A 23,972-nucleotide genomic window follows, 5' to 3' on the forward strand; every position below is an offset into this window, starting at 1 on the left:
ATGCGCAAGGCCTTGATGTGGTTGCCTTTATTGTTGATCGGGCTGTCCCCCGCCACCTGGGCGGTGACCCCCGAAGCCTGGAAACATACGGCTTACGCCTACGATGCCCGGCAGACCGAGCTGGCGACAGCGCTGGCCGACTTCGCCAAAGAATTCGGCATGGCGCTGGATATGCCGCCCATTCCCGGGGTCCTTGATGACCGGATACGTGCTCAGAGCCCGGAAGAGTTTCTCGACCGCCTGGGCCAGGAATATCACTTCCAGTGGTTTGTGTATAACGACACGTTGTACGTCAGCCCCTCCAGCGAGCACACCTCGGCACGCATCGAAGTGTCCTCCGACGCAGTAGATGACCTGCAGACTGCCTTGACCGATGTGGGGCTGCTGGACAAGCGCTTCGGTTGGGGTGTACTGCCGAACGAAGGCGTGGTTCTGGTTCGCGGCCCGGCAAAATATGTGGAACTGGTGCGCGATTACAGCAAGAAAGTCGAAGCGCCGGAAAAGGGCGACAAGCAGGACATCATCGTATTCCCGCTCAAGTACGCCAGCGCTGCTGACCGCACCATTCGCTATCGTGATCAACAACTGGTGGTCGCCGGTGTCGCCAGCATTCTCCAGGATTTGCTGGATACCCGTTCTCATGGCGGGTCCATCAATGGTATGGATCTGCTGGGGCGAGGCGGTCGCGGTAACGGCCTGGCGGGCGGTAGCAGCCCGGACGCGCCGAGTCTGCCAATGAGCTCCAGCGGTCTCGATACCAATGCGTTGGAGCAGGGCCTCGATCAGGTACTGCACTATGGCGGCGGTGGCAGCAAAAGCAGTGGAAAAAGCCGTTCTGGCGGTCGGGCCAACATCCGTGTAACAGCCGATGTCCGTAACAACGCCGTGCTGATCTACGACTTGCCCTCGCGCAAGGCCATGTACGAAAAGCTCATCAAAGAGCTGGATGTTTCGCGCAACCTGATCGAAATCGACGCCGTGATTCTCGACATCGATCGCAACGAGCTGGCAGAACTGTCCAGCCGCTGGAACTTCAATGCCGGGAGTGTCAACGGGGGCGCCAACATGTTCGACGCTGGCACCAGCTCCACCCTGTTCATTCAGAACGCCGGCAAGTTCGCCGCCGAACTGCATGCGCTGGAAGGTAACGGCTCAGCGTCGGTGATCGGCAACCCGTCCATTCTTACCCTTGAAAACCAGCCGGCCGTGATTGACTTCAGTCGCACCGAATACCTCACCGCGACCTCGGAACGTGTGGCCAATATCGAGCCCATCACCGCTGGCACCAGTCTGCAGGTGACTCCGCGCTCGCTGGATCACGATGGCAAGCCTCAGGTGCAACTGATCGTCGATATCGAGGATGGTCAGATCGACATCTCCGACATCAATGACACGCAGCCAAGTGTGCGCAAAGGCAATGTCAGTACCCAGGCCGTCATAGCCGAACACGGTTCACTGGTCATCGGCGGTTTCCATGGCCTTGAAGCCAACGACAAGATCCACAAGGTTCCGTTGCTGGGCGACATTCCCTACATCGGCAAGCTGCTGTTCCAGTCCCGCAGCCGTGAACTGAGCCAGCGCGAGCGCCTGTTTATCCTGACGCCAAGACTGATTGGCGACCAGGTCAACCCGGCTCGCTATGTGCAGAACGGTAATCCTCACGATGTCGATGACCAGATGAAAAAGATCAAGGAACGGCGTGACGGCGGTGAGCTGCCTACCCGCGGCGACATCCAGAAAGTCTTCACGCAGATGGTCGATGGCGCTGCGCCAGAGGGCATGCATGATGGCGAAACACTGCCCTTTGAAACCGACAGCCTGTGTGACCCGGGCCAGGGCCTGACCCTCGATGGCCAGCGCTCGCAATGGTATGCACGCAAGGACTGGGGTGTGGCTGTCGTGGTAGCGCGCAACAATACCGACAAACCGGTACGCATCGACGAGAGTCGCTGCGGTGGTCGCTGGGTCATCGGCGTCGCCGCCTGGCCTCACGCATGGCTGCAACCGGGCGAGGAGAGCGAAGTGTATATCGCGGTACGTCAGCCACAGATATCGAAAATGGCCAAAGAGAGCCGGCCATCACTGCTCCGGGGGGCAAAGCCATGAAGATCAGCAGCGTTGCAGTCGTGTTGGTGGTGTTCGCTACCCTGACCGGGTGCGCCACCCACGGTTGTTCGGGCACTGCCTGCAAACGTCCGGACTCCACCAGCCGCGAACTGGTCATCTGGTGGCCCCCGGACATGCGTGACGGTCTTGACGATCAGGACCACGAGCGCGATTACACCGTCGTGAAGTTAAGGGACTAGACATGATCGAGGTCGAGGAGAAAACAGCGTTCTACTACAACGTTGCGGCGCAGAGTCCTGCGGTCTGGCCGGTGGCAAACGGAGTCTCCTTCGTCAGCCGCCGCGAGCATCATGACTGGGGCATTGCGTTGCACATCGAGGGTCGAGCGCTGCGTCCCGAACAACTCAGAGAGGCGCTGCAACTGAGGTTTTCAGAAGCCGAACGATTCAATGACTACTTTCTGTTCCTGGATATGCGGCGTGATTTCGTGGTGTGGCATGCGGTGAGCGACGCCCCCCATGCTGTCACCAACCTGGATGATATCCGCCGAAACGAACTGATACTGGCAGGCCTGGATCATCTGGCTTAGGAGATAACAACTGCGTGAAACGAAGACCGCCCCAGTGCAGAGGGAGCGGTCTTTTTTTTGCGCAGATGCAATCTAAAAGCATCAGGCAGTTGCTGGTCATGCGGAGCTCGGTCGGTTCTCGACACTGCACAGCTTTCACCCTGGTAGCGAGCACTGCCATCAGGATGGGGCTGACGGTAAGCCCGTCAGCCATTGCATGATCTAATCCATTGCGCAAATGACATGACAGGCTCCCAGTGGGGGTCTAAATGAGCCGATGCGCTCCATTGGACCTCAGCGGTTTGCTCACAACGTGCCGTTGGAGTTCCCGCACAGCATTTTGGTTTTTAAGAACACCTTGATAGAAGGCCGTAGCCCAATTATTCGGGTATGGATCGCATTCTCGCTCGCTGAGCCTGGACTCAAATATAGATTTTATATCGCAGGGCTTGCTCTGGGCAATCCTGATCCAATGGCGGTATTGTTCATCGCAGTAGTCCACGATTCGCTGCTTGATATGCAGGTTTTTTAAGTGGGCACTTATTCTCTTCTCATCAGCATCTGTAATGCTTTCTGGAATACTGAAGGCCGGTGAGAAAACAAGCTTTCCCTTTACGATCGTTACCTCAATCTTAAACCTCAGTGTCGACAACGCAGGGCTATAAATAGGATGAAGAAAGAACGGCTGATTTTCATGTTCACAAAAATATTTCACCCCTTTTATTGGAGCGCAGTCACGACATTGAGGCACAAGATTATCAGAAAAAATCGAGTATTCCGGCCAGCTCTCTTTCGGTAAGAAATGGTCGAGCGTTTCCGGCGCTCGAGGAAATCCACAATAGGGGCACTCATCCAGCGTATGATCATGACGGCGAGCCTCTAACAATGTCTTTAACGCAGCTGGAGGGTGCTCATAAAAGTCTATCAGGACGTGGCCAGAAAGTGAGATCCCGCTTTTTCGTGGTTCTGTTTGATAGTCCTCAATAAAGCCGTCAAATTCTTCATAGCGCTCGCGAACAGCATACTTAATAAATCCAAGTATGGCGGTATTTTTTTTAGCTGAGCCAATAGCCAATTCAAACCAAGAGCAACCCGGTCCAGTGCGAAGATGTGAAAGGTCCTTCATTTCGGCCTCCGCTCAATATCAGGATCCACATCATTCTCACCCGCGCTAAGTTTACCGCTCAAATAAGCCAGTGCCTCGTCTCCTACCTTGGGACCGAGCTTCTCGAGGGCCTCCTCCGGACTCGCGCAATCGGCGACAGCTTCGTCAATTGAGTCTTCGTAGGGCTTGCGCGTCTGATAGTCATCAAACGCCAGTCCCATGATGACTTCCACGGTCTGACCAAATGTTTCAAAATTGGGTCTCGAAACATCTGTCCTATCCTCCACCTTTCGCAGCACCGAAATCGCAGACCGCTCCACCTCTCGCGCTAATATCGTCGAATGCGTAGCAATGATCGCGTTGGATTTTGTCGCGGCAAGCAACTGCTTCAGCATATCCAGGAGCCCGACCTCCATTGACGGGTGGAGATACAGTTCTGGCTCGTCAAGGATGAGCAGGCTCTCCTCGTCCACTTCGGCGACCAAGTTCGGCAGCAGGTAGGAATAGATGGTCTGCCCGGAACTCAGAGGAACCGTTCTACCTCCTTTTAGGAATTCGATACCCGCCGCGTAATTAAAATCCTTACGCGTAGCGAGACTCAGCCGTACCGCTTCCGTGGTGCGGCTAAGCACTATCGACGAATCATCTGAATTGAAAACTTGAACTGCATCAAAATCAATGGAGTGGGACAACGTATCAAACAGCAGCTCGAAACGGCTACCGCCAGTCCATTCGTTATCTGCATCATATTGAACAATACGATGGAGTGCTCGAGCGCTACTTTCTTTAGGCCACGTCAGGGAAAACTTACCCTCAGGGTCACGGAAACCAATGTAGACATATTCATTGACCAGTCGCCTGCGCCGTTCCTGCTCATCTTTAGCTGTCAGATCACTTTCGTGACTGTCGTCAGTCTGGGCCATGGCTTGGTTTGGCAAGGCATTTGACAGCTCAACCTCGGTTTTGAACGACTCAAAGGGTGAATAGGCTGCCACAATGACTTTATGGAAGAAGGGCCAGCTCTCAGCATGTTTTTCCACTCCCGTAACCAAATCTATCAAGTGGCGGAGGACGTGGCTTTTTCCGACACCGTTTCGGCCAATGAGTAAGTTGATATTGGTACGACCTAACTGCCTGGCGTTGTCAAAATTAAATTCGACAGCGTCAAAGTTATCCGGAAGTCCCTCCAGCTTGAACGAGAACTGTTCCTGCGCTTCATAGCTGCCTAGCGCTATCTGATAGCCTTTTTTTAAGATGGCCTTAGCAAGGCGATCTCTGAACAGGGACAGCTCGAAACCCTCCCAGTTTGAAAAATCTCCGTACGCATGCAGATTATAACTCCCGTCACAAATCTGACGCAGGTAGTCTTCTGCCCTCTGAGGAATGAGAGCGTGGATCCTACGATAATAATCAATGTCGGATGATAGCGAGACCACCTTTTTATGATCCAACAGTTTCGTAATACGAACGCTTTCTCCGACTTTATCATGGGATGTTAAAAAATAAATCGAAGAGTCATCATAACCCTTCGCAAGTAACTTGGTGCGCCCCAAGGACTCGCGCCTGCCATGCTCTACATGATAGACCTGAAAGGTGACGATATAACCAAAGTCATCCCAGGCCTTGGAATAATAGGTGCCAATGTGATCTTGCAGTAGATGGATGCCATCAATGTTGTCAATGTTAAGTGCGGTTGAAAAGTAAAACTCTGTCCCTGGCATGCATAAGTCCTTTTAAAAAATTTCCCAACTACTTTAAAACAGCCTACGCTTGGCAATGTTCCACTGCACGCCCTTTGCAATGCATCAAGCGGGTGCCACATCGCCGACTATACTGACCTCTCAGCATAGCGCGCAATGGTATTCAAACAACCCCTTTACTATCCGCCCATCGTCCAGCCCAATTAGAACGACGCTTTATCATCCAGGTTGAGTCTCTGTGCAAGCGTCAACTGAGCCACCGCCGACACCTGGTATGGATAGCCACTGTCAATCATTCAAGGCACTTTCATGGCATACACAGCTCCCGAGGGGCTTAGTCCTAATACAACGATTTACCGATACATGGACCTGGCCACACTTCTCCTTGATTCGTCAGCGACACCTGTTCTTCGCGGAGGTCAGTCATGAAGGCCTCCTCGAGGGGACGCCCATGGATCTGGATAGCTTAATGGACAGTGGCATGGCAGAGATGCTCGAACATGCCGTAAACAAGTACAGCTGCATTTTGGTTCGTCAGTGGACAATAAGCCATCACAGCTCGACTTCGACCTGAATCACTTCATCGGTGACTTCGTCCAGTTGCCGAACCACTTTGTAGATATGGCCGACAGCCTGCAGTGTGGGGCGGGGGATATATTTGCCGACCTTGGAGCGGTACAGCGTCCGGGTCAGCCAGATGCTCTGCACCACCGGGATGCCGGCTTTTTTGGCGCGGGCAATCAATGCCAGGGCGTCCTCGTCTTCACCTTTGCAATGAATCAGCGGCAGAGGCGTTTCGCCTGGTCGGTAATACAGGGCCACCGCATAGTGGGTCGGGTTGACCAGCAGCATGTCGGCATCTTCCACAGGCTTGGGCGCAGCACTGGGCTCCTGATTGAGGATCTCCTGGGCCAGTTGCCGACGATGGCCTTTGACGTGGGGGTCGCCTTCCGATTGCTTGTACTCTTTCTTGATGTCTTCGTGGCTCATGCGCAGTTTCTTCGCATGGAAGTATTTCTGCATGGCGAAGTCGATCATGGCGATCGCCAGCAGCAGCCCCAGTATCACTCGCAAAATATGCCTGAACAGCTCGACCAGGGCATGCCAGTAGGTCGTCAGATCGCTGTTGGCCAGCAACACCAGAGTGCCCAGCACAGGTTTGACTTGCACATAAAGCGTCGCGCCGATGGCAATGGCCTTGAGCACACTGAGCAGCAGGTTGAGCAGGTTTTGCCCGGAAAACATCTGTTTGGCGTGGGAGAACGGGTTGATCTTGTTGGGATCGATTTTCAGCGCCTTGGGCGCGAACAGAAAGCCGATCTGCATCCAGCTGCTGATCAGGCGCATGAGCATCGCTATACCGACGCTGCACAAGGTAAAGCTGAGCAGTACGGTGAATCCTTCGCTGGCGATCAGCTCGACCGACGCGGCAAAGCTGCGGTCGATGCCTTTAAAGGACAGCGACAACAGTGCCTCCAGTCGGTTGACGCTTTCATCAGCCAGGGCCAGAGTGATTTCACTGACGGCCATCAACACCAGCAGTTTGCCGAGGTCCTGACTCTGCCCGACCTGACCCTTTTCCCGCGCGTCGCGCAGTTGCTTGGGCGTGGCCTTTTCGGTTTTTTCGCTCACGGCACTTGCACCAGAAGCGTCAGCAGCGACTTCAGATCAACCAGCTTCAACAATTGACCTGTGCCCAGTTCCAGCAGCGTCGGCAGATAGATCAGCAGAAAAGCGAGGCCGGCCATACTTTTGGCTGGCATGGCGAGGATCGAAACGTTCAGCTGTTGCGCATACAGGCCGATGATCGCGAACGCTGCTTCGATCAACAGCAGCAGCGCGATGAAGGGCGCGGCGTACAGCAGCATGTGCTGCATCGTCTGGTTCAACTGCTCCAGAAAGACATCCAGGCCGCCAGCGTTCATGCCCGGCATCCAGGCCGTCGGAGGCCAGACGCTGTAGCTGTCCCAGATGATCTGAGTCATCAGCGAAAGCCCCCCGGTGAGGATTACCAGCATGATCAGGGTTTCTTGAAACAGTTCGCCCAGTGGCGTGGCGTCAGGGCCCAGCGCCGGGTTCAACTGGCCGCCGCTGAGCGCACCGCGCTGGCTGTCGAGCAGCGCGCCCACCGAGGCGAACATCCAGAATGGCGCATACAGCAACAGCCCCAGTAGCGTGCCGAGTACCGCTTCCTTGATCAGCAGGCCGCCGATTGCGAACCAGTTGTCGTCGAGGGACTCCAGAGCCTTGCTGATGGCTGGTGCCGGGATCATCGCCATCACCGCCACGACGGCATAACGCAACGGGCCTTTCAGGTATTTGAAGCAAAAGGCTGGCACCAGCAGCATGCAGGGCATCAGCCGTGCCATTGCCAGTCCCATGCCCAGCATGAATTGAAAGGCGCTGTGCGCGTCGAAGGGCATTTAGTGACTGACCCCGGAGCGGGCAATCAGGTCGAAGGCCATATTGATGAACTGGATCAGCTCGACGCCGATCCAGCGGCCGGTCATGGCCAGGGTCAGTCCGACGGCCCCCAGTTTGATGCCGAAGGGCAATGTCTGATCCTGAATCTGCATGAGTGCCTGCAGCAGCGAGGTGACCACACCCACCAGCACCGCAACGGCCAGCGGCGGGGCGGTCAGGATGACGACCAGAAACATGCCTTGCTTGAACAACGCCAACGCTTCCATGACCGCCTCACATGTAGGAATAGAACAGGCTGTCGAGCAGACGCGACCAGCCCGATACGAGCACGAACAGCAGCAGTTTGAGCGGCAGCGACAGTGTCATCGGCGAGACCATCTGCATGCCCAGTGCCAGCAACAGGTTGGAGACAATCAGGTCAATGACGATGAAGGGGATATAGATCAGAAAACCGATCTCGAAACCGGCCTGCAATTCCGACAGCACAAAGGCCGGGATCGCCAGCAGAAGATCGTTTTTATTGGCCTGATCGGCCATTTCCTTGGGCCACATGCGCTGGGTGTTTTCCAGCAGGTGGGCGACGACATCCGGGTCGGTGTTGCGTGTCATGAAGCGTTGCAGCGGCTCGATGACCACTTTGAGGCTGCTCTGCAGTTTGTCGGCGTTGCTCAGTTCCAGCGGGTGTTCATGAACCCGCTGCTGTATGTCGTGCGCCACCGGGGCCATGACAAACATCGTCGCGGCCAGGGCGATGCCATACAACGCCATGTTCGGCGGCACTTGCTGAACGCCGATCGCGTTGCGGGTGATCAGCAGCGTCATGGCGATCTTCAGAAAGGCGGTGCAGACGATCAACAGGAACGGGATCAGCGACAGCGAGCCGAGAAACAGCGCCAGCATGATCGGGTTGACGCCCTCCATGATCATGAGCGCGCCACCAGCCGGGTAATCTGCAAACCGAGGCGGCCTTCGACGTCGACCAGCTCGCCTTCGGCAACCACCTGCTCGCCATGGCACAGCGTGGCGTAGCCTGGCGCGATGCCGCTGACTTCGAGAATGGTTCCGGCGTCCAGTCGGCGCAGTTCGGCAAGGGTCAATCTGAGCTCGCCGCAGCGCAAGGTCAGGTCCAGCTCCAGTGAGTCGAGCATCGGCGACTCATTGTGGTCTCCCGACTGCTCTTCATGCTCCGCTTCGCTGTCCGCGTACCCGAATGCGTGCTCGGCGTGTTCGTCGTCATGCTGTTGCTGATCAGCCTGTTCAGGCACCGGTTCTTCATAGTCGTCGAGCATCTCGACGTCGTCCTGATACAGATCTTCAGTACTCATGGTGACTGTGCTCCTCATGACTGAGCTGCAGAAAAAGATGCTGGGCCTGTTGGTCAGTGCGGGCCGCCCATTGACGTCCAGCGAGTGTCACGGATCCTTGTCCGGCGCTGTCGAACCGGCAGCGGGCAGGCAGCACCACGTCACCGGGGCGTAACGAGGCGATTTGTTCCAGGGTCAGTGACAGTTCGCCGACGATCAGCGGTGTCGCCACCGACCAGGATTGGTCCACGTTACGATTCAAGACTTGCCAGTCAGCCGAACCCAGAAGCCTGAGCAGGGTGGCGGGTGCGGCGTGCAGGTGGGCATCGAGTCGTTCGCTGCCCAGTCGCACGAGAACCCGGCAGCCGATGGCCGGCTCGGTCGGGGCGTCTGAAAACGGCGCAACAGGCGCCAGCAGATCGGCGATCACCGGGCTCAGGCGCTGGTTGAATAACTGCCAGTACCAGGCCTGGTACTCGCCGCCGAGCGTTAAGGGCACTTCGCCCAGCAGGCTGAGCAACGCTTCGGCATCGCTCAGCAACAAGGGGCCCACCGCAGTACTCAACCAGACACCGTCTGCCGGTATCCGCGCGTCTTCGTGCTGCGGCAGCAGGCTCAGTTCGGCGTGCTGACCGCGGGCGCTGAAGCCCAGGCGTCGTCCGGCGCCAAGTGCGCGTGTGGCTTGCGCCAGCAGAGCGTCGACCTTGCGCAGACGCAGGGCGCTCATGCTGTGAAGTCTTCATGCATGTCCAGCTCGACGTCCTGACCAAGTGCCTGCGCCAGCGATTCCCGGCATGCGCCGACCTGGCCCTGCAAGCGCTTGAGAACGTCACGTCGGCCAAAGCCCAGTTGAATGCTCCAGCGGTTTTCGGATTTGCTGGCGTTGACCCGCACGCTGCCCAGATTGGGCATGAGCAGGCTGAAGGCCAGCGGACCGTCCGGCTGATCGGGCAGACGCTGCGCCAGCTCGTCGATCAACTGAGTCGGTACGTTTTCGGACTGTGCAGAGAAGGCCACACCGCTGCCTCCGAAGCCCTGCTGATTCGGCTCTTCGCCTACCTGCGGTATCAGCAGTTGCGAGAAGAACATGCCGTCGGCGCTCATCGGGCTGTCGGTCACTGAACGGTTCAGCGCGAAACGAACCTTCTGCACATCGCCCCGAGGCGCCCCGGTAAAGGCTGGCGGCTGGTCATCGAACCTGGCGGGCTGACGCAGCGAAGGCAGGGGGCGCGAGCTGGCTGGCGGGGCACTCGGCGCGGGTGGCGCTTTGGCAGGGGTTTTGATCGGTGCGGTCATCGTCACTTAACCTTCTTCGTTGAGCGTCTCCTCCATGCAGGCGAGTTTCTCGACCGCGCGCTGAGACGCCTTGGCTTGCAGCCGTTTCTGTTCAAGCAACGCCTGTTGTTCAGCTACTCGCATTTGCTGTTGCTGCACGTCCTGGCGGATGTAAGCCAGGCGGTCGAGCATGGTTCTTTCCTTTTCGTGCCAGCCGTCGACATCAGTCAGGCTGAGCGTCTTTTGCAAATGCGCATTGGACAGACTCTCGCGGCGGCGCTTGTGGTTGTCGCGTTCCTGATTCAGCGACGCCCTTGTCTCTGCTAAGTGGTCGAGCATCGATTTCAGTTCCAACTGCGCCTGGCGATGAGCCCGCTCGGCACTGGCCTGACGATGTTGGCGCAGTGGCGTGAGCAGACCGATCACCTGCTGCAGAGCGACCTGTTGCGGGTCGTCTTCCAGTGGTTCGTCCATGGCTACTCCGGCAGTTGAGAGGTGAGTTGCAGCAGCCTGTCCAGGGTTTCCTGCAGCGGCACGGGCTCACGCAGGTCCTGGCGCAGGAAGGCATTTATGGCGTCGTTCAGTTGCACGGCACAGTCGGTGACCGGGTCGGCCCCGGCCTGGTACTCACCCAGGCGCAGGAGCATTTCCACTTGTTTATAGGCGGCCAGCAACTGGCGCAGGCGATTGTTCGCCCGTTGATGTTCGCGACCGGTGACGTTGCTCAGAATCCGGCTGATGCTGGCCGACACATCGATCGCCGGGTAGTGCCCGCGCTCGGCCAGTTTGCGCGACAGTACGATGTGCCCGTCGAGCAACGAGCGTACTTCGTCGGCGACCGGATCGTTCATCGAGTCCTGTTCGATCAGCACCGTGTAAAGCGCAGTGATCGAACCGTTCTCGCTCATCCCGGCGCGTTCCACCAGGCGTGGCAGCAGGGTGTACACCGAGGGCGGCAAACCGCCGCGCCCCAGCGGCTCGCCCGAAGCAATGCCGATTTCCCGTTGCGCGCGGGCGAAGCGGGTCAGCGAGTCGAGCAGCAACAGCACTTTCTGGCCTCGGGCGCGAAAGGCTTCGGCGATGGCAGTCGCGGTGAACGCAGCGCGGGCGCGCTCCATGCTGGAACGATCGGATGTTGCACAGACCAGCACCGAGCGGCGGCGCAGGGTTTCGTCCAGTTCGTGGTCGAGAAACTCGCGCAGCTCGCGGCCCCGTTCGCCGATCAGGCCGAAAACGATGACGTCACAATCCATGTTGCGCGCCAGTTCGGCCATCAGTGTGGTCTTGCCGCAGCCCGCACCGGCGAACAGCCCGACACGCTGGCCCTCGCCGAGCAGAATCGCACTGTCGATGGCGCGTATCCCGGTGGGTAAAGCCCGGGTGATACGCGGTCGCTGGGTCGGCGGCAGGGCGTCGGCGATCACCGGCAGAGTCGTGCGGCGGTCCTCGGGGCCAGCGAAAGCGCCGAGGCAATCGCCCATCAGCGGGCGCCCGAAACCGTCCAGTACACAGCCGAGCAGGCTATCATCGACGCCGATCCGGTGTGCCACGCCCAGCGGGCGGATCGGCGCACCGACCTGAATACCGTCGGGTGGGCCCAAGGCACTGAGCAGCGTGCATTCCTGGGTGAAGCCGACGATTTCGGCCAGCAGCAACGAGCCGTCGGCTTTGCTCACTTCACACAGATCGCCGACCTTGGCCGATGGAATCTTGCACTCCAGCAGAATTCCGCGCACGGCGCTGACGCGGCCAATGACGCGCACCGCGCAGTACTGGCTCAAACGCTTGGCGTGCGCGTCTTTCCACAGGTTCAGTGCTGCATTCACCAGTTCACCTCGACGTGGCGATTACCGTCGAATTGCAGACGCTGATTGTCGATTCGGGTGAGGCGCAGGCCATCCACTTCGTCACCTACGTAAACCCGTCGACCGTCGGCAGTCACCAGATGCGCATGCGGCCCGGTCATGATCTGAACCACCACAAAGGGCAGGGTGTTGCGATTGCTGCCCACGTTGTCCAGGACGGTGACCGGCGAGGCGTACAAGGCTTTGAAGCGCTGAAGCATGCGTTGGTAGACCAGCAGCGATTCTTCTTTCAGATCGCCGTTGAGGACCAGCCCGTCGGGCGTCTCTTCCACGCTGACGTCAGTCAGCAGGCGGTCGCTGAGCATGGTGCTCAACTGGTGGCGGACGGCATCTGCGCTGCTCAGGCGTATGCGGTTGTCGGTCACAGGGTTTGCAGCCCTGGCTGGCGCCTTGGGTGTATCGGGCGAGGCCTCTGTCGTGGCGGCCGCCAAGTGAGCCGGGCTCTGATCCATCGCAATAGCGGGCGGGCGGGTCAGGCTCCAGGCGCTGCCGATGACGCCCACCAGCAGCCCGGCGATGATGCCCGTGGTGCGGTTGAGAAATTGCGAGCGGGACTTGACCTTCTCCAGCGGCACGTCGTTGTGTGCCGGCCCGGATTCGGCCTCGGGCTGCTTGGGGATCACGACGGGCACCGAGGGCCACTCATCACCCGCAGGCGAAACGCACAGCCACACCGAACCCAGCATGAAGGCATTATTGAGCGTCAGGTCGATGCTTGGCCGGGCGTTGCCCTGTTCGTCGCAGACCGCGCCTTGTTCAGCGTTCAGTGTCCAGTTGTCGTCGACACGTTGCAGGCGGCAATGCAGGCTTTCCACGCCCGCATCGTCCAGCGCCAGATCGTGTTGCCCGGCAGAGCCAATCGACCATTGCTCACCGATCAGCGGTAATGCCGCGCCTTGGTGCTGGCCGTTCAGTACGCGTAATTCAAACATCTGAAAGTCTCCGTGCGTTCAGGCCTTGCAGGCTCAGGCAGCGTGCTCGTTGTCCAGCGGCTCGAGATCGTCCTCAAGGTCGAATCGACCCATGACCTTGACCTTGGCCGCATTGCTGATTTCCGCGAAAGATAGTACGGGTACATGGTAGAACTCCTCCCTCAACAAGGTACGCAGAGGGCTGCGCAGATCCTGTGCCACCAGCAGAACCGCCTGTTCGGGAGCTCGTACCGGGAAGGCAATGTGCAGTTGTTGCACGAGCATCTGGCTGATCTCGTTGCTCAGCGCGAAGAATGTTTCGGTTTGCGTCTGGCGCAGGCCATCACGCAACAACCCCTCGCTTTCCGGCGTCAGCAGCCACACTTGCAGGCCTTCGGCACCGCAGTACTGGTGGTAGATCTGCGACTTGAGCGCAATGCGCACATAGTCGGTCAGCACATTGGTATCGCGTTCATGCTGACAGTGCTCGATCAGGGTTTCGGCAATGACCCGGATCGCCCGCAGCGGCACACGCTCCGAGGCCAGGCGTTGCAGGACGGCCGAGAAGCGCGTCAGGGTGAGGACCCGTTGCATTTCCTGAGCGAGTTCCGGTTGCTCGGACTCCAGCCAGCCGAGGATGGCTTTGGTTTCCTGCAAGCCGATGAACTGCGGCGCGCAGGACTGCAATGTGCGCTCCATGCGTTCGATGATCAGGGTCGTGGAACTGACCGGGTTCAATTCGCCGGACTGCTCGGCCGGCAGCCAGACCCATTGATCTTCCTGGCGGTCGGTATTGCCCGGGATGGCCGCCGGAAGGTTTTCGCCTTCCAGCTGGCGCGCTTCCACGGCGACATGGCTCTGCGTGAAGGTGGCCTTGAGCATCGGTACGTCATAGACGGTGAAGCGAAACTCGTCCGGGGCAATGTCATCGACATGCTCGATGATGAACGAAGGCAGGGTCAGGCCGTACTGCACCACCAGACGGTTGCGGCGCTTGCGTATTTCGCTGACCAGCGCTTCGATCTGCGCGCTGTCCTGACCGGGGTGGAATTGCAGCACAAACTGGCGGCTGGGCGAAAAGGTACGCAGGTCCTCCTTGCCGTTCATTTCTGGTGCCACAGTGGCTGTACGTTGCTCATCGGCCTTGGGTTTTGCCCGTTGCAACTGCAGCAGTCCACCGGCACCGCAGATGATCGCGATGGTGATGAAAACACCGGTCGGCATTCCCGGCAGGGCAGCGAAGCCGAGCATGGCCACCGAGGCGATGATCCAGGCCTTGGGCTGACTGGTAATCTGCTCGGCGATCTCGCGGCCGATGTTGGCTTCCACACCTGCCTCGGTGTTGGGCACGCGGGTGATGATCATGCCGCTGGTGACGGAGATAAGCAGCGCAGGAATCTGGGCGATCAGGCCGTCACCGATGGTCAGCACGGTATACAGCTGCAAGGCGTCGCCCGCCGCCATGTTGTGCTGCAGCACGCCGATGGAAATGCCGCCGATCATGTTGATGGCCACAATGATCAGGCTGGCGATCGCATCGCCGTTGACGAACTTCATGGCGCCGTCCATCGCACCGAACAACTGGCTTTCCTTGTTCAGTTCGGCGCGTCGTTTGCGGGCCTCGTGGACGGTGATCAGGTTGGCGCGCAGGTCACTGTCGATGGACATCTGCTTGCCGGGCATCGCGTCCAGAGTAAAACGCGCACCGACTTCGGCGACCCGTTCCGAGCCTTTGGTGATCACCAGAAAGTTGACCACCGTCAGGATCAGGAAGATCACCAGACCCACCGCCAGGTTGCCGCCCACCACGAACTGCCCGAACGCCTCGACGATGTGCCCGGCGTCCTGGTTGAGCAGAATCAGCCGCGTCGTAGACACCGACAGGGCCAGGCGAAACATCGTGGTCAGCAGCAGCACGGCAGGGAAGGTCGAGAACGCCAGTGGCCTGGGCAGGTGCATCGCCAGCATGATCAGCAGGCAGGAAATACAGATGTTCACGGCGATCAGCACGTCGATCAACCCGGTGGGCAGCGGCGTGATCATCATGAACACGATGGCGATCACAAAAAACGCACCGACCAGTTCCGAGCGACGCATGGCCGACAGCGCGACCATGTTCAGAAAGTTGATGACCCGGTTCATCAGGCAAGCCCCTCGTATAGTTGCTTCTGTTCCTTATGCGTAAGCTCGGCCATCAGCGTGAGTAGATTATTCAGCGCGGCCTGACGGCTTTTCAGGTCCCGCCAGAGCAGGATCGGCAACTGCATCAGCATCGGCCGCAGGCCATTGAGAAACGCCAGTTGGTGTTCGAGCCTGTTGCCCCCGATGTGCTGGGTCAGTTGCAAGGTCTGATTCACATTCATGCCATTGGCCGTCAGGGTCAGCATGTGTTTGAGGAAGGCCGGTGGGTCCACCGTCAGTTTCGGATTCTTTTTACGCATGCGTCCCAGCAGGTGTTCGCAGCCGCGCAACAGCGTGGTGACATGGCGCGCGGTGGTCAGGCCATGCATCAGCGTGCGCAGTTGTTCATGGGACGCCGACGGGGTAATCGCCGAAAGATCGTCGGCGATGGCGATGCGCATGTCGCGCAGGTTCAGGTCGAACTCGCCGGGTTCCTGCTGCTCGCCAATCAAGGCTTCGATCAAGCCCGTGACATTGGGTTGTCCGGAAACCGCAACGCCATACAGATTGCGCAAGGCCGTGCGGCGCTTGTTATCGATGTTCTGGCGCCCGAAGGCTCTTGCGGTATTGATACCGGCGCGCGCGCGCGGGCCGAATCGGCGGCGCAGATGTTTGAGCGTCTGGGTCAGCGCTGCATATTCTGCTTCAGCCCCATCGTCTTCTGCCTGTTTGCGCGCCGCCTGCAACACCACGTGAGCCTTGGCAGCGTCGCCGTCAGCGAATTCCAGAACCTGTTCCAGATCGGCGTCGTTGTCCTGCAGCAGTTTTTTGCGCAGCAGTCTGGCGGCGTTATCCAGCCCGGTGTCGCTGGCGCTCATCAGCAATTGATAAAGCTCGCCCAGCTTGACGGCCCGCGACTGCAGCGCGTTCCTGCTCGCGATCAGTTCTCGCTCACGCAGTATCCGGCTGTGCTGCACCAAGGCTGCGGCGAAGCGCGAAACCTGCAGTGACGAGGTGCCTTTTTCATCAGGCAACCCGCCGCCGGGAATCGCTCGCACAGCCGGCGTGATGGCGCGGATTGGCGCTACCGGACGAATGGGCAATGTAGGCGGGGCGACAATTTTCATAGGACGATTCTGGGCCTGGTGTGACCGCTGAGTGGGTCGTTGGCCCGGTTCGGTTCCCTGGTGCCGAAGGCTCATGCGTTTGTGCCAAAAGCTGCAGAGCTAAAAATCATGTTGCGCAAAAAAATGTATTACAAAGAATTTCACATTTTAAAATATTTATATAAATCATGCGGTTATGATTATTTTTGGACTGGCATGGTTATCGCTATAGGACTTGCACTCCATCAATTGAGGCAAGCCCATGCTCCCGAATCTTGTGATCCTTGATGCAACCGAACCACGCAAACCATCGTCGTCCGCCGGTATCCGGCAATTGACGGCCGATCAGGTCCAGATGCTCAGGGCGTTCATCCAGAAGCGGGTGAAGAACGCCGATGATGTGGATGACATCCTGCAATGCGTGTTTCTCGAGGCGTTACGCAATGAGCACAAGTTTCAGCACGCCAGCAAACCGCAAACCTGGTTGTGTGGCATTGCGCTGAATCTGATCCGCAATCACTTTCGCAAAATGTATCGCCAGCCTTATCAGGAAAGCTGGGAAGACGAGGTCCATACCGATCTGGAGTGGAACGGCGATATCACTCATCAGGTAGACGGGCACCGGCAGTTGGCACGGGTTATAGAGGCCATCGACTGCCTGCCGACGAACATGCAGAAGGTCCTGGAAGTTTCGCTGGAAATGGATGGCAATTATCAGGAAACCGCCAACACGCTCGGCGTTCCGATCGGCACCGTCCGCTCCCGGCTGTCCCGGGCGCGGGTGCAGCTCAAGCAACAGATAGACCCGTTCGCCTGAGTGTTCGTCTGTCTGGAACCAACTCGCGCGCAAAACCACACAGTTGCCATCCCTCACCACTTGGATGGCAACCATGCGTATATCCAGTTCTCCCAGTCCTGCCCTCGGCAGCATCGTGAATCAACCCACCTCTGGCGAACTGGCTGCTGAGACGCCATTGGCCAAAGCCTCGCTTACGCAGGGCAGCGCAGGTGGTGGTCAGGCTTTTGTACAGTTCGGCCAGGCTAACGACAGCCCATCGTCCTTTTCGGGAACCGAGCAAAGCGGCTCATCGCTGATGAGTCTGCTGACTCGCAGCAGCAGCAGTAGTGACAGCACCTCCAGCGTCGATCAGGACAGCGATCAGGTGTCACCGATGACGTCGGTCTCGTCTACCGCGAGCGCGTCACCCACGACGGCCTCCAACGCGGCGAATGCCCCGAGCGCTACCGATGCAGCGTTTCTCGATAACTCCGAATATTCTTCGCCCGAGGCGCTCAAGCGCTGGGAACCGATGGTTGCCAACCTGCCGCCCGAAGAGCGCGAGCAGGCCGCCAAAGAACTCAACCGGCCCATCGCCGCAGCCTGGATGGCCAGAGAGCATGGTCCCAATGCCGAAAAGGCGATGGCGTTCATCAATGCCAACCCTGCGTTGAAGACGGCGGTGGACGTCGGCAAGGATGGCGGTAATGCGGATGGCAAAATCACCAACAAAGACCTCAAGGCGTTCGCCAAAAACATGGAGAAGGCTGCCGACAATGCCGACAAGGACGTGGCCAAGTACATGGAAGATAACCCCGGCGCTGATCCTCAATCCCTTGAAATGGTGCGCAGCGCAGCGGTGATGCGCGCCAATATGCCGTTGGCGACGGCAGCCGACCCTCATCATGCCGTCGGGGCGGCGGACAAGACCGATGTCGATGACAATGTCAGCGCCGAGGGTTTGAAAGCGCTGATTAAAAGTAACCCCGGGTTGTCTGGTACGCTCAAACAGTCGTCCAACATGTGGTCGCAGGCGGGCTTCCTCAGTCAGGTGGACGAAGCCGGTCTGACCGGGCGCAAGAAGGCTGCGCATAGTCCCGACCAGGTGTTCGATGCGTCCAATATGAGCGAGTGGATCAGAAAGAGCGCCCCCAAAAATGGTGGCCAGTTCGCCAGCATGCTCAGCGATGCCGCGACGTTGAATTCGGTAGCCGGTATCGATATCAGCAAACTCAACGCCCAGGTTTTCGAGAAGCCCAAGGCTTACACCGGCGCGCAGAAGGCCGCTGTGATGATCAAGTTGCAGCAGACTCAGCAGAGCGTGATAGCCGGGCGGGATTTGCGCAATACCGAGAAGACCGAGGCGGGCCTCAACGAGCGAATCGCTCAGTTGCAAGCCGATCCCGACGTTCAGGAGTACCTCAACAAAAGTATTCCCGAACAGGAGCGCAGCCTGGTTCGCAGCGATTCGGCGCTGCAGAAGGCCGTGACTGAGCAGGCTCAAAACGTCAACAGCGGAAAGGCCTTGCAAACCGACATGGCAACCGCAGACAAGGCCGTCGACAAACACAACCCCAACCCCGATTACAGCGGAGCCATCACCGGCTTGTCGGCCCAACTGCAACTGCAAAAAGACCTGTTTCCGGATGCCCAGGTACCCACTGCCCAGCAAGTCTTCAACAACCAGCCTGATGAACTGCAAACGAAGATCGCCGACTCCTACGTGCGCAACTTCAGCGAAGGGGGGGCTCTGAAACAACTGCTTGGCCAGAAAAAATCTGACGCCGGTGAGTCTCTGCAAACCGCAGATAACCAGAAAGCGGCGTATGAAAGTGTGCTGCCCGCTGATTTCGTCAATGGTGAGCGTGAGAGCTACACCGCCAGCACCTTGTCCGAGCTGCAGAACTCCAAAAAAGGCCGCAAGTTACTGGAGGGCAAGACCGATGAAGAGGGCGGCCCTTCGCTGGCCGCGCAGCTCGCCGAGCAAGGTATCGGAGGCAAGGCGTTCAACTCGGTCATGGGCTTCGCGTCAGTGTCTGACAGGCTCGCCAGCGGCGACAAGCTGGGCGCGGCTCAGAGCATCATCGACAGCTCCAGGTTGGGCGCGGAGGCAATCAAGGGCGGCATAGACACCGGCGCGAAAATGATGGGCCGCGAGGCGTCCGCCGGTCTTGGTCGTCTGGGCGGCCAGATGATCGGCCGTGCCGTCGGTCTGGTTGCCGGTGAAGCCACAGGGCTTGCCGCAGGCGCAGCGCTGGGTGCTGCAATCCCGGTCATCGGCTGGGCCATCGACGGCGCCATGGCGTTGGGTTTTGGTATTTCGGCGATTATCGACGCAGTCAAAAAGCACAAGGCGCAGAAGGCGTTTGATCATAACGTTGACCCGGTGCTGGATCAGTTCGGGATTGACAGGGCGCATTGATGCAATGGAGCAGGGCGGCGGCGTTATTTTCCATCCTGTTCCGAGAATGCGTTGTTTTGCAGACTTCGATGATTAATACCCCGCCTGGGGAAGTGATTTATCGACCTCGTTCATTCGTACAGTGTTCAGGACACCGAGGTGTACTAATGACTGACCGATTATACAAAACTGTTCTTGCCGACTTATCAACGTCTTTGACGATGCAACCTTTGATGTTCGACGACACAGGCGCTTGCGACGTGGTGGTCGATGAAGAGATAGCGCTGAAGGTGGTCGTGGACCCCGTGTTCCAGCGTCTGTTGCTGATCGGACTGATGGACATTTCCCCCGATCTTCCCTTGGAGCGTTTGGTGAGTGGCGCACTTAACCCTCTGTTCAATGATGGACCCGGGTTGGGGTGGCATGCAGGCAGCGAGCTGTATATCGGCTTTAAGGCAATTCCCAGAGAAAAGGTGAGTGTGGTGACGCTCAAGCAGGCGATCGCTGAACTTGTAGAGTGGATAAAAACGTGGCGCGACGCGCACTGAAAGAGGATGAGTCATGAACCCGATACAGACGCGCTTCTCTAATGTCGAGGCACTTAGACATTCAGAGGTGGATGTACAGGCGCTCAAAGCACACGGTCAAATAGAAGTGGGTGGCAAATGCTACGACATTCGCGCGGCTGCCAATAACGACCTGACTGTCCAGCGTTCTGACAAACAGATGGCGATGAGCAAGTTTTTCAAAAAAGCAGGGTTAAGTGGGAGTTCCGGCAGTCAGTCCGATCAAATTGCGCAGGTACTGAATGAAAAGCGCGGCCCCTCCGGTCCCCGTCTCATACGCCAGGGGCAGACCCATCTGGGCCGTATGCCATTCAACATCGAAGAGGGGCAAGGCAGTTCGGCCGCCACGTCCGTCCAGAACAGCAGGCTACCCAATGGCCGCCTGGTAAACAGCAGTATTTTGCAATGGGCCGAAAAGGCGAAAGCCAATGGCAACACAAGCTCCAGTGCGCTTTATCAGATCTACGCAAAAGAACTCCCGCGTGTAGAACTGCTGCCACGCACTGAGCACCGGGCGTGTCTGGCGCATATGTATAAGCTGAACGGTAAGGACGGTATCAGTATTTGGCCGCAGTTTCTGGATGGCGTGCGCGGGGTGTAGCTAAAACATGACACAAAAGTGTTCATGATGGACAACTCCAAAGCAGCGGACGAGTTCTACAAGATCGAACGTTCGGGCACGCAATTTCCGGATGAGGCTGTCAAGGCGCGCCTGACGATAAATGTCAAACCTCAATTCCAGAAGGCCATGGTCGACGCAGCGGTCAGGTTGACTGCTGACCGTCACGATATCATTACTGCCAAAGTGGCCGGTCCTGCAAAGATTGGCACGCTTACAGATGCAGCGGTTTTCTATGTAAGCGGAGATTTTTCCGCTGCGCAGACACTTGCAAAAGAGCTTCAGGCACTGCTCCCTGACGATGCGTTTATCAATCATACGCCAGCTGGAATGCAATCCATGGGCAAGGGGCTGTGTTACGCCGAGCGTACACCGCAGGACAGGACAAGCCACGGAATGTCGCGCGCCAGCATAATCGAGTCGGCACTGGCAGACACCAGCAGGTCGTCACTGGAGAAGAAGCTGCGCAATGCTTTCAAGAGCGCCGGATACAATCCCGACAACCCTGCGTTCAGGTTGGAATGATTATGAATTGCTGAACATCCCAAAGGCGCGGGGCCAGGAAGACGGACCTGAGGGGCCATTCTCCGGCGTATCCTTCCCTTGCTCGAACACAGGTTTGCCGTGAATCTGTTTCATGGTTCCAGGCAGCCTATCATGGGAGAGAACGGCGTTTTTAGAGATTGAGCCAGGCAGATTTTTTTCAGGAGATGCATGCGGTAAACGACAACAAGGCACTTTCCACCAGACGAAAAAAAAGACCTTGAAATTCAAGGTCTTTTTTAAAGGTGGTGCCCCGAGGGGGAATCTTAAAGCATTACACAGAAAGCTGCTATAAGTTGCTTATGGGTGCAACTGATTGTTCCTATTGATTTTTCTCCGCTAGAAGATGTTCAGCTAGGGGCATCTGGTTGCATTGGCGTGGTAGTCTTTACGCCAAATTTACGCCAATAGGGGGCGGACGTGGCGTCGTATCGAAAGCGCAGTGGGGGATGGCGAGCAGAGGTAGTCAAGCTAGGGACCCGTGACTCGCAGACCTTTGCAACGAAAGCAGCTGCCGTTGCATGGGCAACGCATCGTGAAGCAGAGATCTTAGCAGGAAGTGGAAAGCCGAAGGCTGGCAATCAAATGACGTTATCGGACGCGTTGAGACGATACAAGCGCGATGTGTCGACTACAAAGGCCGGTCAACGTTGGGAAGAACTGCGCCTGGATAAGATGGACAACGAGATGACGTTCGTGGGTGAGCTGATCGGTAACATCACTGCTGACCAGATCGCTGAGTGGCGTGATCTCAGGCTGAAAAAGGTGTCTAGTCCCTCAGTCCGACGCGATATGACTTTATTGTCGTCCGTTTTTGAGATTGCTAAGCGAGAATGGAAGTGCTGCACGATCAATCCTGTGCGCGAAGTTAAACGCCCAAGTAATGGCAGGCCGAGAGATCGTCGCGTATCTTTGTCTGAGGTGAGCGCCCTCACCACCCGTTTGGGGTTCATCGAAGGTGTTGCGCCAGTTACTCTGCAGCAGGAGCTGGCCTATGCATTTTTGCTGGCACTTGAAACAGCAATGAGGCAGGGTGAGATTCTTGGCCTGAAGGTCAAAGACGTCCTTATAAAGGACAGGTACGTCCGATTGGAAATGACCAAAAATGGGGAAAGCCGCAACGTACCGTTGACGCGGCGAGCAGGCGAGTTGTTGGAAGTGCTTTTGGGCGAGCGTTCAGGCGATAGCCAGGTGTTCAGACTCAGCTCTGCGTCTGCTGATGCTATGTTTCGAAAAATCAGAGACGAGTTACATATTGTGGATCTTCATTTCCATGATACCCGACATGAAGCGACAACTCGGCTCGCACGTAAAGTAGATGTACTGGATCTCGCTCGAATCACTGGGCACAAAGATCCTCGTTCGTTGATGGTCTACTACAATGCCACAGCCGCCGAAATGGCGGCGCGGCTTGACTGACAGCTGAATCCAAAATCGCTGCACGGCCAATTTTCATAAGGCATGTCAGCGAAGCCTTGCTACGTGCAAAAACTATAGAAGCAACACGTACGTTGAGGGTTGCTCCTGCATGCTGGCAAGTGGACATGCCGCTCCGTAAGTATTAAGCTATGAATGCTTTAATTCGCCATCTCATACCCAATGCCCGTCATAATTAAATGGAAAGGAACGATCAATGTTTACAGGGAAAGAAATAAAAAGCTTCGCATTAGAGTATGGTAGGAAATGGCTATTTCCTGACTTTACTAATAAGCTCACATGGTTTGTTGCTGGGTTGGGAGGTGCGATAATAGTCACCCCCACCCCTCTGAAAGTTATAATTTACAACTGGTTGATAGATACGTTCAATCTTAACTCGGGAAAGAAATTCTCCCTGGCTGAGCTGGTCCCAGACGCTGCAGATTACTGGGTTGGCTTCGGATTGATCGTTGTGGCCTTATTGCATAATATTTTATATCGGTACTTTTTATACAAGGAGAAGCAAGGTTCATTGGCAGCTGCTAATGAACGGGGTTATGCTCATGATAGGAAGTTGTTTGATAAGTTTCTTGAGGATTTTCCTAGCGGTTCAGATTCGGTGAATATGCTGCGGCATCATGATTTTGCTAACTCTTTTAATATCGATACATTGGCAAACCTTGATAGGTTTGCAAGTGAGTGGGATATTGTTGAGCGAGAGTTTCTGAATCCTGAATTAGAGCAGATGCGAAAAGAGCTTTGGGGTAAGTGTAGAGAGTTCAATTACAAACTGTCTTTGGGGGCTTGGGATTTAAATGGCGGTCCAGGATTCACTTGTATTCCAAATGCCTATCGCGGCTCGGATGATTGGCCGGAGCACGTCGATAAAAAAATTGGGGAGCTCAATACTCTCGGAACAGAATGTTATGAGCTTTATGTTGCATTTGTGCGTTCTGGGAAACAGACCCTATCTACAGGTATTTAAATTATTCCTTATTTTGTTCCATTTTCCGAACAAATTACATGGTCGGTTGCGGCCGGGGTGCGTCTTTCATACCTGGTAAATGCTACCTCGGGAGCGCACGGTTGGTATACGTTCGCTCCCGGCGTAGTGCCGGATCCCTCGCAAGGCAGGGTCTGCCATTTTCTCGCATCAAAACCTCAAGAGCTTGATGCTCAAGGCCGATGTAACAGACGATCAAC

At 57.0% G+C, this 23,972-nt stretch carries 24 protein-coding genes; 10 read left to right on the forward strand and 14 right to left on the reverse strand.

All coding sequences use genetic code 11. The features are described 5' to 3' along the window. Genes sctC through P406_RS00890 form a run of 3 tightly spaced genes read left to right on the forward strand, consistent with a single transcriptional unit; the run spans position 1 to position 2,656 of the window. Positions 1 to 2,106, forward strand: coding sequence for a type III secretion system outer membrane ring subunit SctC (gene sctC, locus P406_RS00880; protein WP_046235042.1), 2,106 nt, complete (start codon positions 1 to 3; stop codon positions 2,104 to 2,106). Then, positions 2,103 to 2,306, forward strand: coding sequence for an HrpT family type III secretion system protein (gene hrpT, locus P406_RS00885; RefSeq protein ID WP_003314144.1), 204 nt, complete (start codon positions 2,103 to 2,105; stop codon positions 2,304 to 2,306). Before sctC ends, hrpT begins: the two co-directional genes overlap by 4 nt. Positions 2,307 to 2,308: 2 nt before the next feature. Next, entirely contained in the window at positions 2,309 to 2,656 is a 348-nt protein-coding gene (locus tag P406_RS00890) for a negative regulator of hrp expression HrpV (RefSeq protein WP_003339817.1), read from the forward strand. Positions 2,657 to 2,900: 244 nt separating this feature from the next. On the opposite strand, the gene P406_RS26965 is transcribed toward P406_RS00890, so the two are convergent. The 14 genes from P406_RS26965 to sctW form a co-directional block, all read right to left on the reverse strand. Continuing rightward, complete coding sequence (locus P406_RS26965; RefSeq protein WP_082100662.1) at positions 2,901 to 3,761, reverse strand: HNH endonuclease; 861 nt, start codon at positions 3,759 to 3,761, stop codon at positions 2,901 to 2,903. Next, a complete protein-coding gene (locus tag P406_RS00900) occupies positions 3,758 to 5,461 on the reverse strand; it encodes an AAA family ATPase (RefSeq protein ID WP_046235044.1) in 1,704 nt (567 codons plus the stop codon). The genes P406_RS26965 and P406_RS00900 overlap by 4 nt, the downstream gene beginning before the upstream one ends. A gap of 531 nt (positions 5,462 to 5,992) precedes the next feature. Next, on the reverse strand, positions 5,993 to 7,072 hold the full coding sequence (gene sctU, locus P406_RS00905) for a type III secretion system export apparatus subunit SctU (RefSeq protein ID WP_046235045.1): 1,080 nt from the start codon (positions 7,070 to 7,072) through the stop codon (positions 5,993 to 5,995). Further along, positions 7,069 to 7,863 (reverse strand): type III secretion system export apparatus subunit SctT, encoded by a 795-nt coding sequence (gene sctT, locus P406_RS00910; RefSeq protein WP_003339813.1) that lies wholly within the window; start codon positions 7,861 to 7,863, stop codon positions 7,069 to 7,071. Before sctT ends, sctU begins: the two co-directional genes overlap by 4 nt. After that, positions 7,864 to 8,130, reverse strand: coding sequence for a type III secretion system export apparatus subunit SctS (gene sctS, locus P406_RS00915; RefSeq protein WP_003339811.1), 267 nt, complete (start codon positions 8,128 to 8,130; stop codon positions 7,864 to 7,866). Positions 8,131 to 8,137: 7 nt separating this feature from the next. Next, a complete protein-coding gene (gene sctR, locus P406_RS00920; RefSeq protein WP_003409078.1) occupies positions 8,138 to 8,791 on the reverse strand; it encodes a type III secretion system export apparatus subunit SctR in 654 nt (217 codons plus the stop codon). Then, on the reverse strand, positions 8,788 to 9,189 hold the full coding sequence (locus P406_RS00925) for a FliM/FliN family flagellar motor switch protein (protein ID WP_046235046.1): 402 nt from the start codon (positions 9,187 to 9,189) through the stop codon (positions 8,788 to 8,790). The genes sctR and P406_RS00925 overlap by 4 nt, the downstream gene beginning before the upstream one ends. Beyond that, complete coding sequence (locus tag P406_RS00930) at positions 9,179 to 9,895, reverse strand: hypothetical protein (RefSeq protein ID WP_046235047.1); 717 nt, start codon at positions 9,893 to 9,895, stop codon at positions 9,179 to 9,181. The genes P406_RS00925 and P406_RS00930 overlap by 11 nt, the downstream gene beginning before the upstream one ends. After that, positions 9,892 to 10,464: a type III secretion system protein HrpP gene (gene hrpP, locus P406_RS00935; protein WP_046235048.1), complete on the reverse strand. Its 573-nt coding sequence runs from the start codon at positions 10,462 to 10,464 to the stop codon at positions 9,892 to 9,894. Before hrpP ends, P406_RS00930 begins: the two co-directional genes overlap by 4 nt. 6 nt (positions 10,465 to 10,470) lie before the next feature. Then, entirely contained in the window at positions 10,471 to 10,917 is a 447-nt protein-coding gene (locus tag P406_RS00940) for a hypothetical protein (protein ID WP_046235049.1), read from the reverse strand. A gap of 2 nt (positions 10,918 to 10,919) precedes the next feature. Next, the gene (gene hrcN, locus P406_RS00945; protein ID WP_046235050.1) at positions 10,920 to 12,269 is read right to left on the reverse strand and encodes a type III secretion system ATPase HrcN; all 1,350 of its coding nucleotides are present in this window, start codon (positions 12,267 to 12,269) and stop codon (positions 10,920 to 10,922) included. Continuing rightward, positions 12,266 to 13,240 carry a type III secretion system inner membrane ring subunit SctD gene (sctD, locus tag P406_RS00950; protein ID WP_046235051.1) on the reverse strand — a complete coding sequence of 325 codons (975 nt, stop codon included), beginning with the start codon at positions 13,238 to 13,240 and terminating at the stop codon, positions 12,266 to 12,268. The genes hrcN and sctD overlap by 4 nt, the downstream gene beginning before the upstream one ends. A gap of 33 nt (positions 13,241 to 13,273) precedes the next feature. Beyond that, the gene (sctV, locus tag P406_RS00955; RefSeq protein WP_003415393.1) at positions 13,274 to 15,361 is read right to left on the reverse strand and encodes a type III secretion system export apparatus subunit SctV; all 2,088 of its coding nucleotides are present in this window, start codon (positions 15,359 to 15,361) and stop codon (positions 13,274 to 13,276) included. Beyond that, positions 15,361 to 16,467, reverse strand: coding sequence for a type III secretion system gatekeeper subunit SctW (gene sctW / locus P406_RS00960; RefSeq protein WP_003409091.1), 1,107 nt, complete (start codon positions 16,465 to 16,467; stop codon positions 15,361 to 15,363). Before sctW ends, sctV begins: the two co-directional genes overlap by 1 nt. Positions 16,468 to 16,708: 241 nt before the next feature. On the opposite strand from sctW, the gene hrpL reads away from it, so the two are divergent. The 7 genes from hrpL (at position 16,709) to P406_RS00990 (ending at position 23,754) form a co-directional block, all read left to right on the forward strand. Next, positions 16,709 to 17,263 (forward strand): RNA polymerase sigma factor HrpL, encoded by a 555-nt coding sequence (hrpL, locus tag P406_RS00965; RefSeq protein ID WP_032698059.1) that lies wholly within the window; start codon positions 16,709 to 16,711, stop codon positions 17,261 to 17,263. A gap of 73 nt (positions 17,264 to 17,336) precedes the next feature. Further along, positions 17,337 to 19,646 (forward strand): type III effector HrpK domain-containing protein, encoded by a 2,310-nt coding sequence (locus P406_RS00970; protein WP_046235052.1) that lies wholly within the window; start codon positions 17,337 to 17,339, stop codon positions 19,644 to 19,646. A 146-nt stretch (positions 19,647 to 19,792) separates the two neighbouring features. Beyond that, positions 19,793 to 20,173, forward strand: a complete 381-nt coding sequence (locus P406_RS00975) for a type III secretion system chaperone (RefSeq protein WP_046235053.1) — start codon at positions 19,793 to 19,795, stop codon at positions 20,171 to 20,173. 13 nt (positions 20,174 to 20,186) lie between these two features. After that, on the forward strand, positions 20,187 to 20,792 hold the full coding sequence (locus P406_RS29620) for a hypothetical protein (RefSeq protein WP_235810284.1): 606 nt from the start codon (positions 20,187 to 20,189) through the stop codon (positions 20,790 to 20,792). 27 nt (positions 20,793 to 20,819) lie between these two features. Then, entirely contained in the window at positions 20,820 to 21,335 is a 516-nt protein-coding gene (locus tag P406_RS29625) for a T3SS effector HopA1 family protein (protein WP_235810286.1), read from the forward strand. Positions 21,336 to 21,938: 603 nt separating this feature from the next. Further along, complete coding sequence (locus P406_RS00985; protein ID WP_080267591.1) at positions 21,939 to 22,772, forward strand: tyrosine-type recombinase/integrase; 834 nt, start codon at positions 21,939 to 21,941, stop codon at positions 22,770 to 22,772. Between the two features lie 214 nt (positions 22,773 to 22,986). After that, positions 22,987 to 23,754, forward strand: a complete 768-nt coding sequence (locus P406_RS00990) for a hypothetical protein (RefSeq protein WP_046235054.1) — start codon at positions 22,987 to 22,989, stop codon at positions 23,752 to 23,754. The last annotated feature ends 218 nt before the right edge of the window (positions 23,755 to 23,972 follow it).

The sequence above is a fragment of the Pseudomonas syringae pv. coryli str. NCPPB 4273 genome (genome assembly GCF_000972175.1).
GTDB lineage: Bacteria > Pseudomonadota > Gammaproteobacteria > Pseudomonadales > Pseudomonadaceae > Aquipseudomonas > Aquipseudomonas syringae.

Coding starts and splice junctions, on each gene's coding strand:
- P406_RS00975 (WP_046235053.1), top strand. CDS start 19,793: ATGACTGACCGATTATACAAAACTGTTCTTGCCGACTTATCAACGTCT.
- sctD (WP_046235051.1), bottom strand. CDS start 13,240: ATGTTTGAATTACGCGTACTGAACGGCCAGCACCAAGGCGCGGCATTA.
- sctR (WP_003409078.1), bottom strand. CDS start 8,791: ATGATCATGGAGGGCGTCAACCCGATCATGCTGGCGCTGTTTCTCGGC.
- sctC (WP_046235042.1), top strand. CDS start 1: ATGCGCAAGGCCTTGATGTGGTTGCCTTTATTGTTGATCGGGCTGTCC.
- sctT (WP_003339813.1), bottom strand. CDS start 7,863: ATGCCCTTCGACGCGCACAGCGCCTTTCAATTCATGCTGGGCATGGGA.
- sctW (WP_003409091.1), bottom strand. CDS start 16,467: ATGAAAATTGTCGCCCCGCCTACATTGCCCATTCGTCCGGTAGCGCCA.
- P406_RS29625 (WP_235810286.1), top strand. CDS start 20,820: ATGGACAACTCCAAAGCAGCGGACGAGTTCTACAAGATCGAACGTTCG.
- P406_RS00930 (WP_046235047.1), bottom strand. CDS start 9,895: ATGAGCGCCCTGCGTCTGCGCAAGGTCGACGCTCTGCTGGCGCAAGCC.
- P406_RS00925 (WP_046235046.1), bottom strand. CDS start 9,189: ATGAGTACTGAAGATCTGTATCAGGACGACGTCGAGATGCTCGACGAC.
- P406_RS00970 (WP_046235052.1), top strand. CDS start 17,337: ATGCGTATATCCAGTTCTCCCAGTCCTGCCCTCGGCAGCATCGTGAAT.
- sctV (WP_003415393.1), bottom strand. CDS start 15,361: ATGAACCGGGTCATCAACTTTCTGAACATGGTCGCGCTGTCGGCCATG.
- P406_RS00990 (WP_046235054.1), top strand. CDS start 22,987: ATGTTTACAGGGAAAGAAATAAAAAGCTTCGCATTAGAGTATGGTAGG.
- P406_RS00985 (WP_080267591.1), top strand. CDS start 21,939: ATGACGTTATCGGACGCGTTGAGACGATACAAGCGCGATGTGTCGACT.
- P406_RS29620 (WP_235810284.1), top strand. CDS start 20,187: ATGAACCCGATACAGACGCGCTTCTCTAATGTCGAGGCACTTAGACAT.
- hrpP (WP_046235048.1), bottom strand. CDS start 10,464: ATGACCGCACCGATCAAAACCCCTGCCAAAGCGCCACCCGCGCCGAGT.
- P406_RS26965 (WP_082100662.1), bottom strand. CDS start 3,761: ATGAAGGACCTTTCACATCTTCGCACTGGACCGGGTTGCTCTTGGTTT.
- sctS (WP_003339811.1), bottom strand. CDS start 8,130: ATGGAAGCGTTGGCGTTGTTCAAGCAAGGCATGTTTCTGGTCGTCATC.
- P406_RS00940 (WP_046235049.1), bottom strand. CDS start 10,917: ATGGACGAACCACTGGAAGACGACCCGCAACAGGTCGCTCTGCAGCAG.
- hrpT (WP_003314144.1), top strand. CDS start 2,103: ATGAAGATCAGCAGCGTTGCAGTCGTGTTGGTGGTGTTCGCTACCCTG.
- hrpL (WP_032698059.1), top strand. CDS start 16,709: ATGCTCCCGAATCTTGTGATCCTTGATGCAACCGAACCACGCAAACCA.
- P406_RS00890 (WP_003339817.1), top strand. CDS start 2,309: ATGATCGAGGTCGAGGAGAAAACAGCGTTCTACTACAACGTTGCGGCG.
- P406_RS00900 (WP_046235044.1), bottom strand. CDS start 5,461: ATGCCAGGGACAGAGTTTTACTTTTCAACCGCACTTAACATTGACAAC.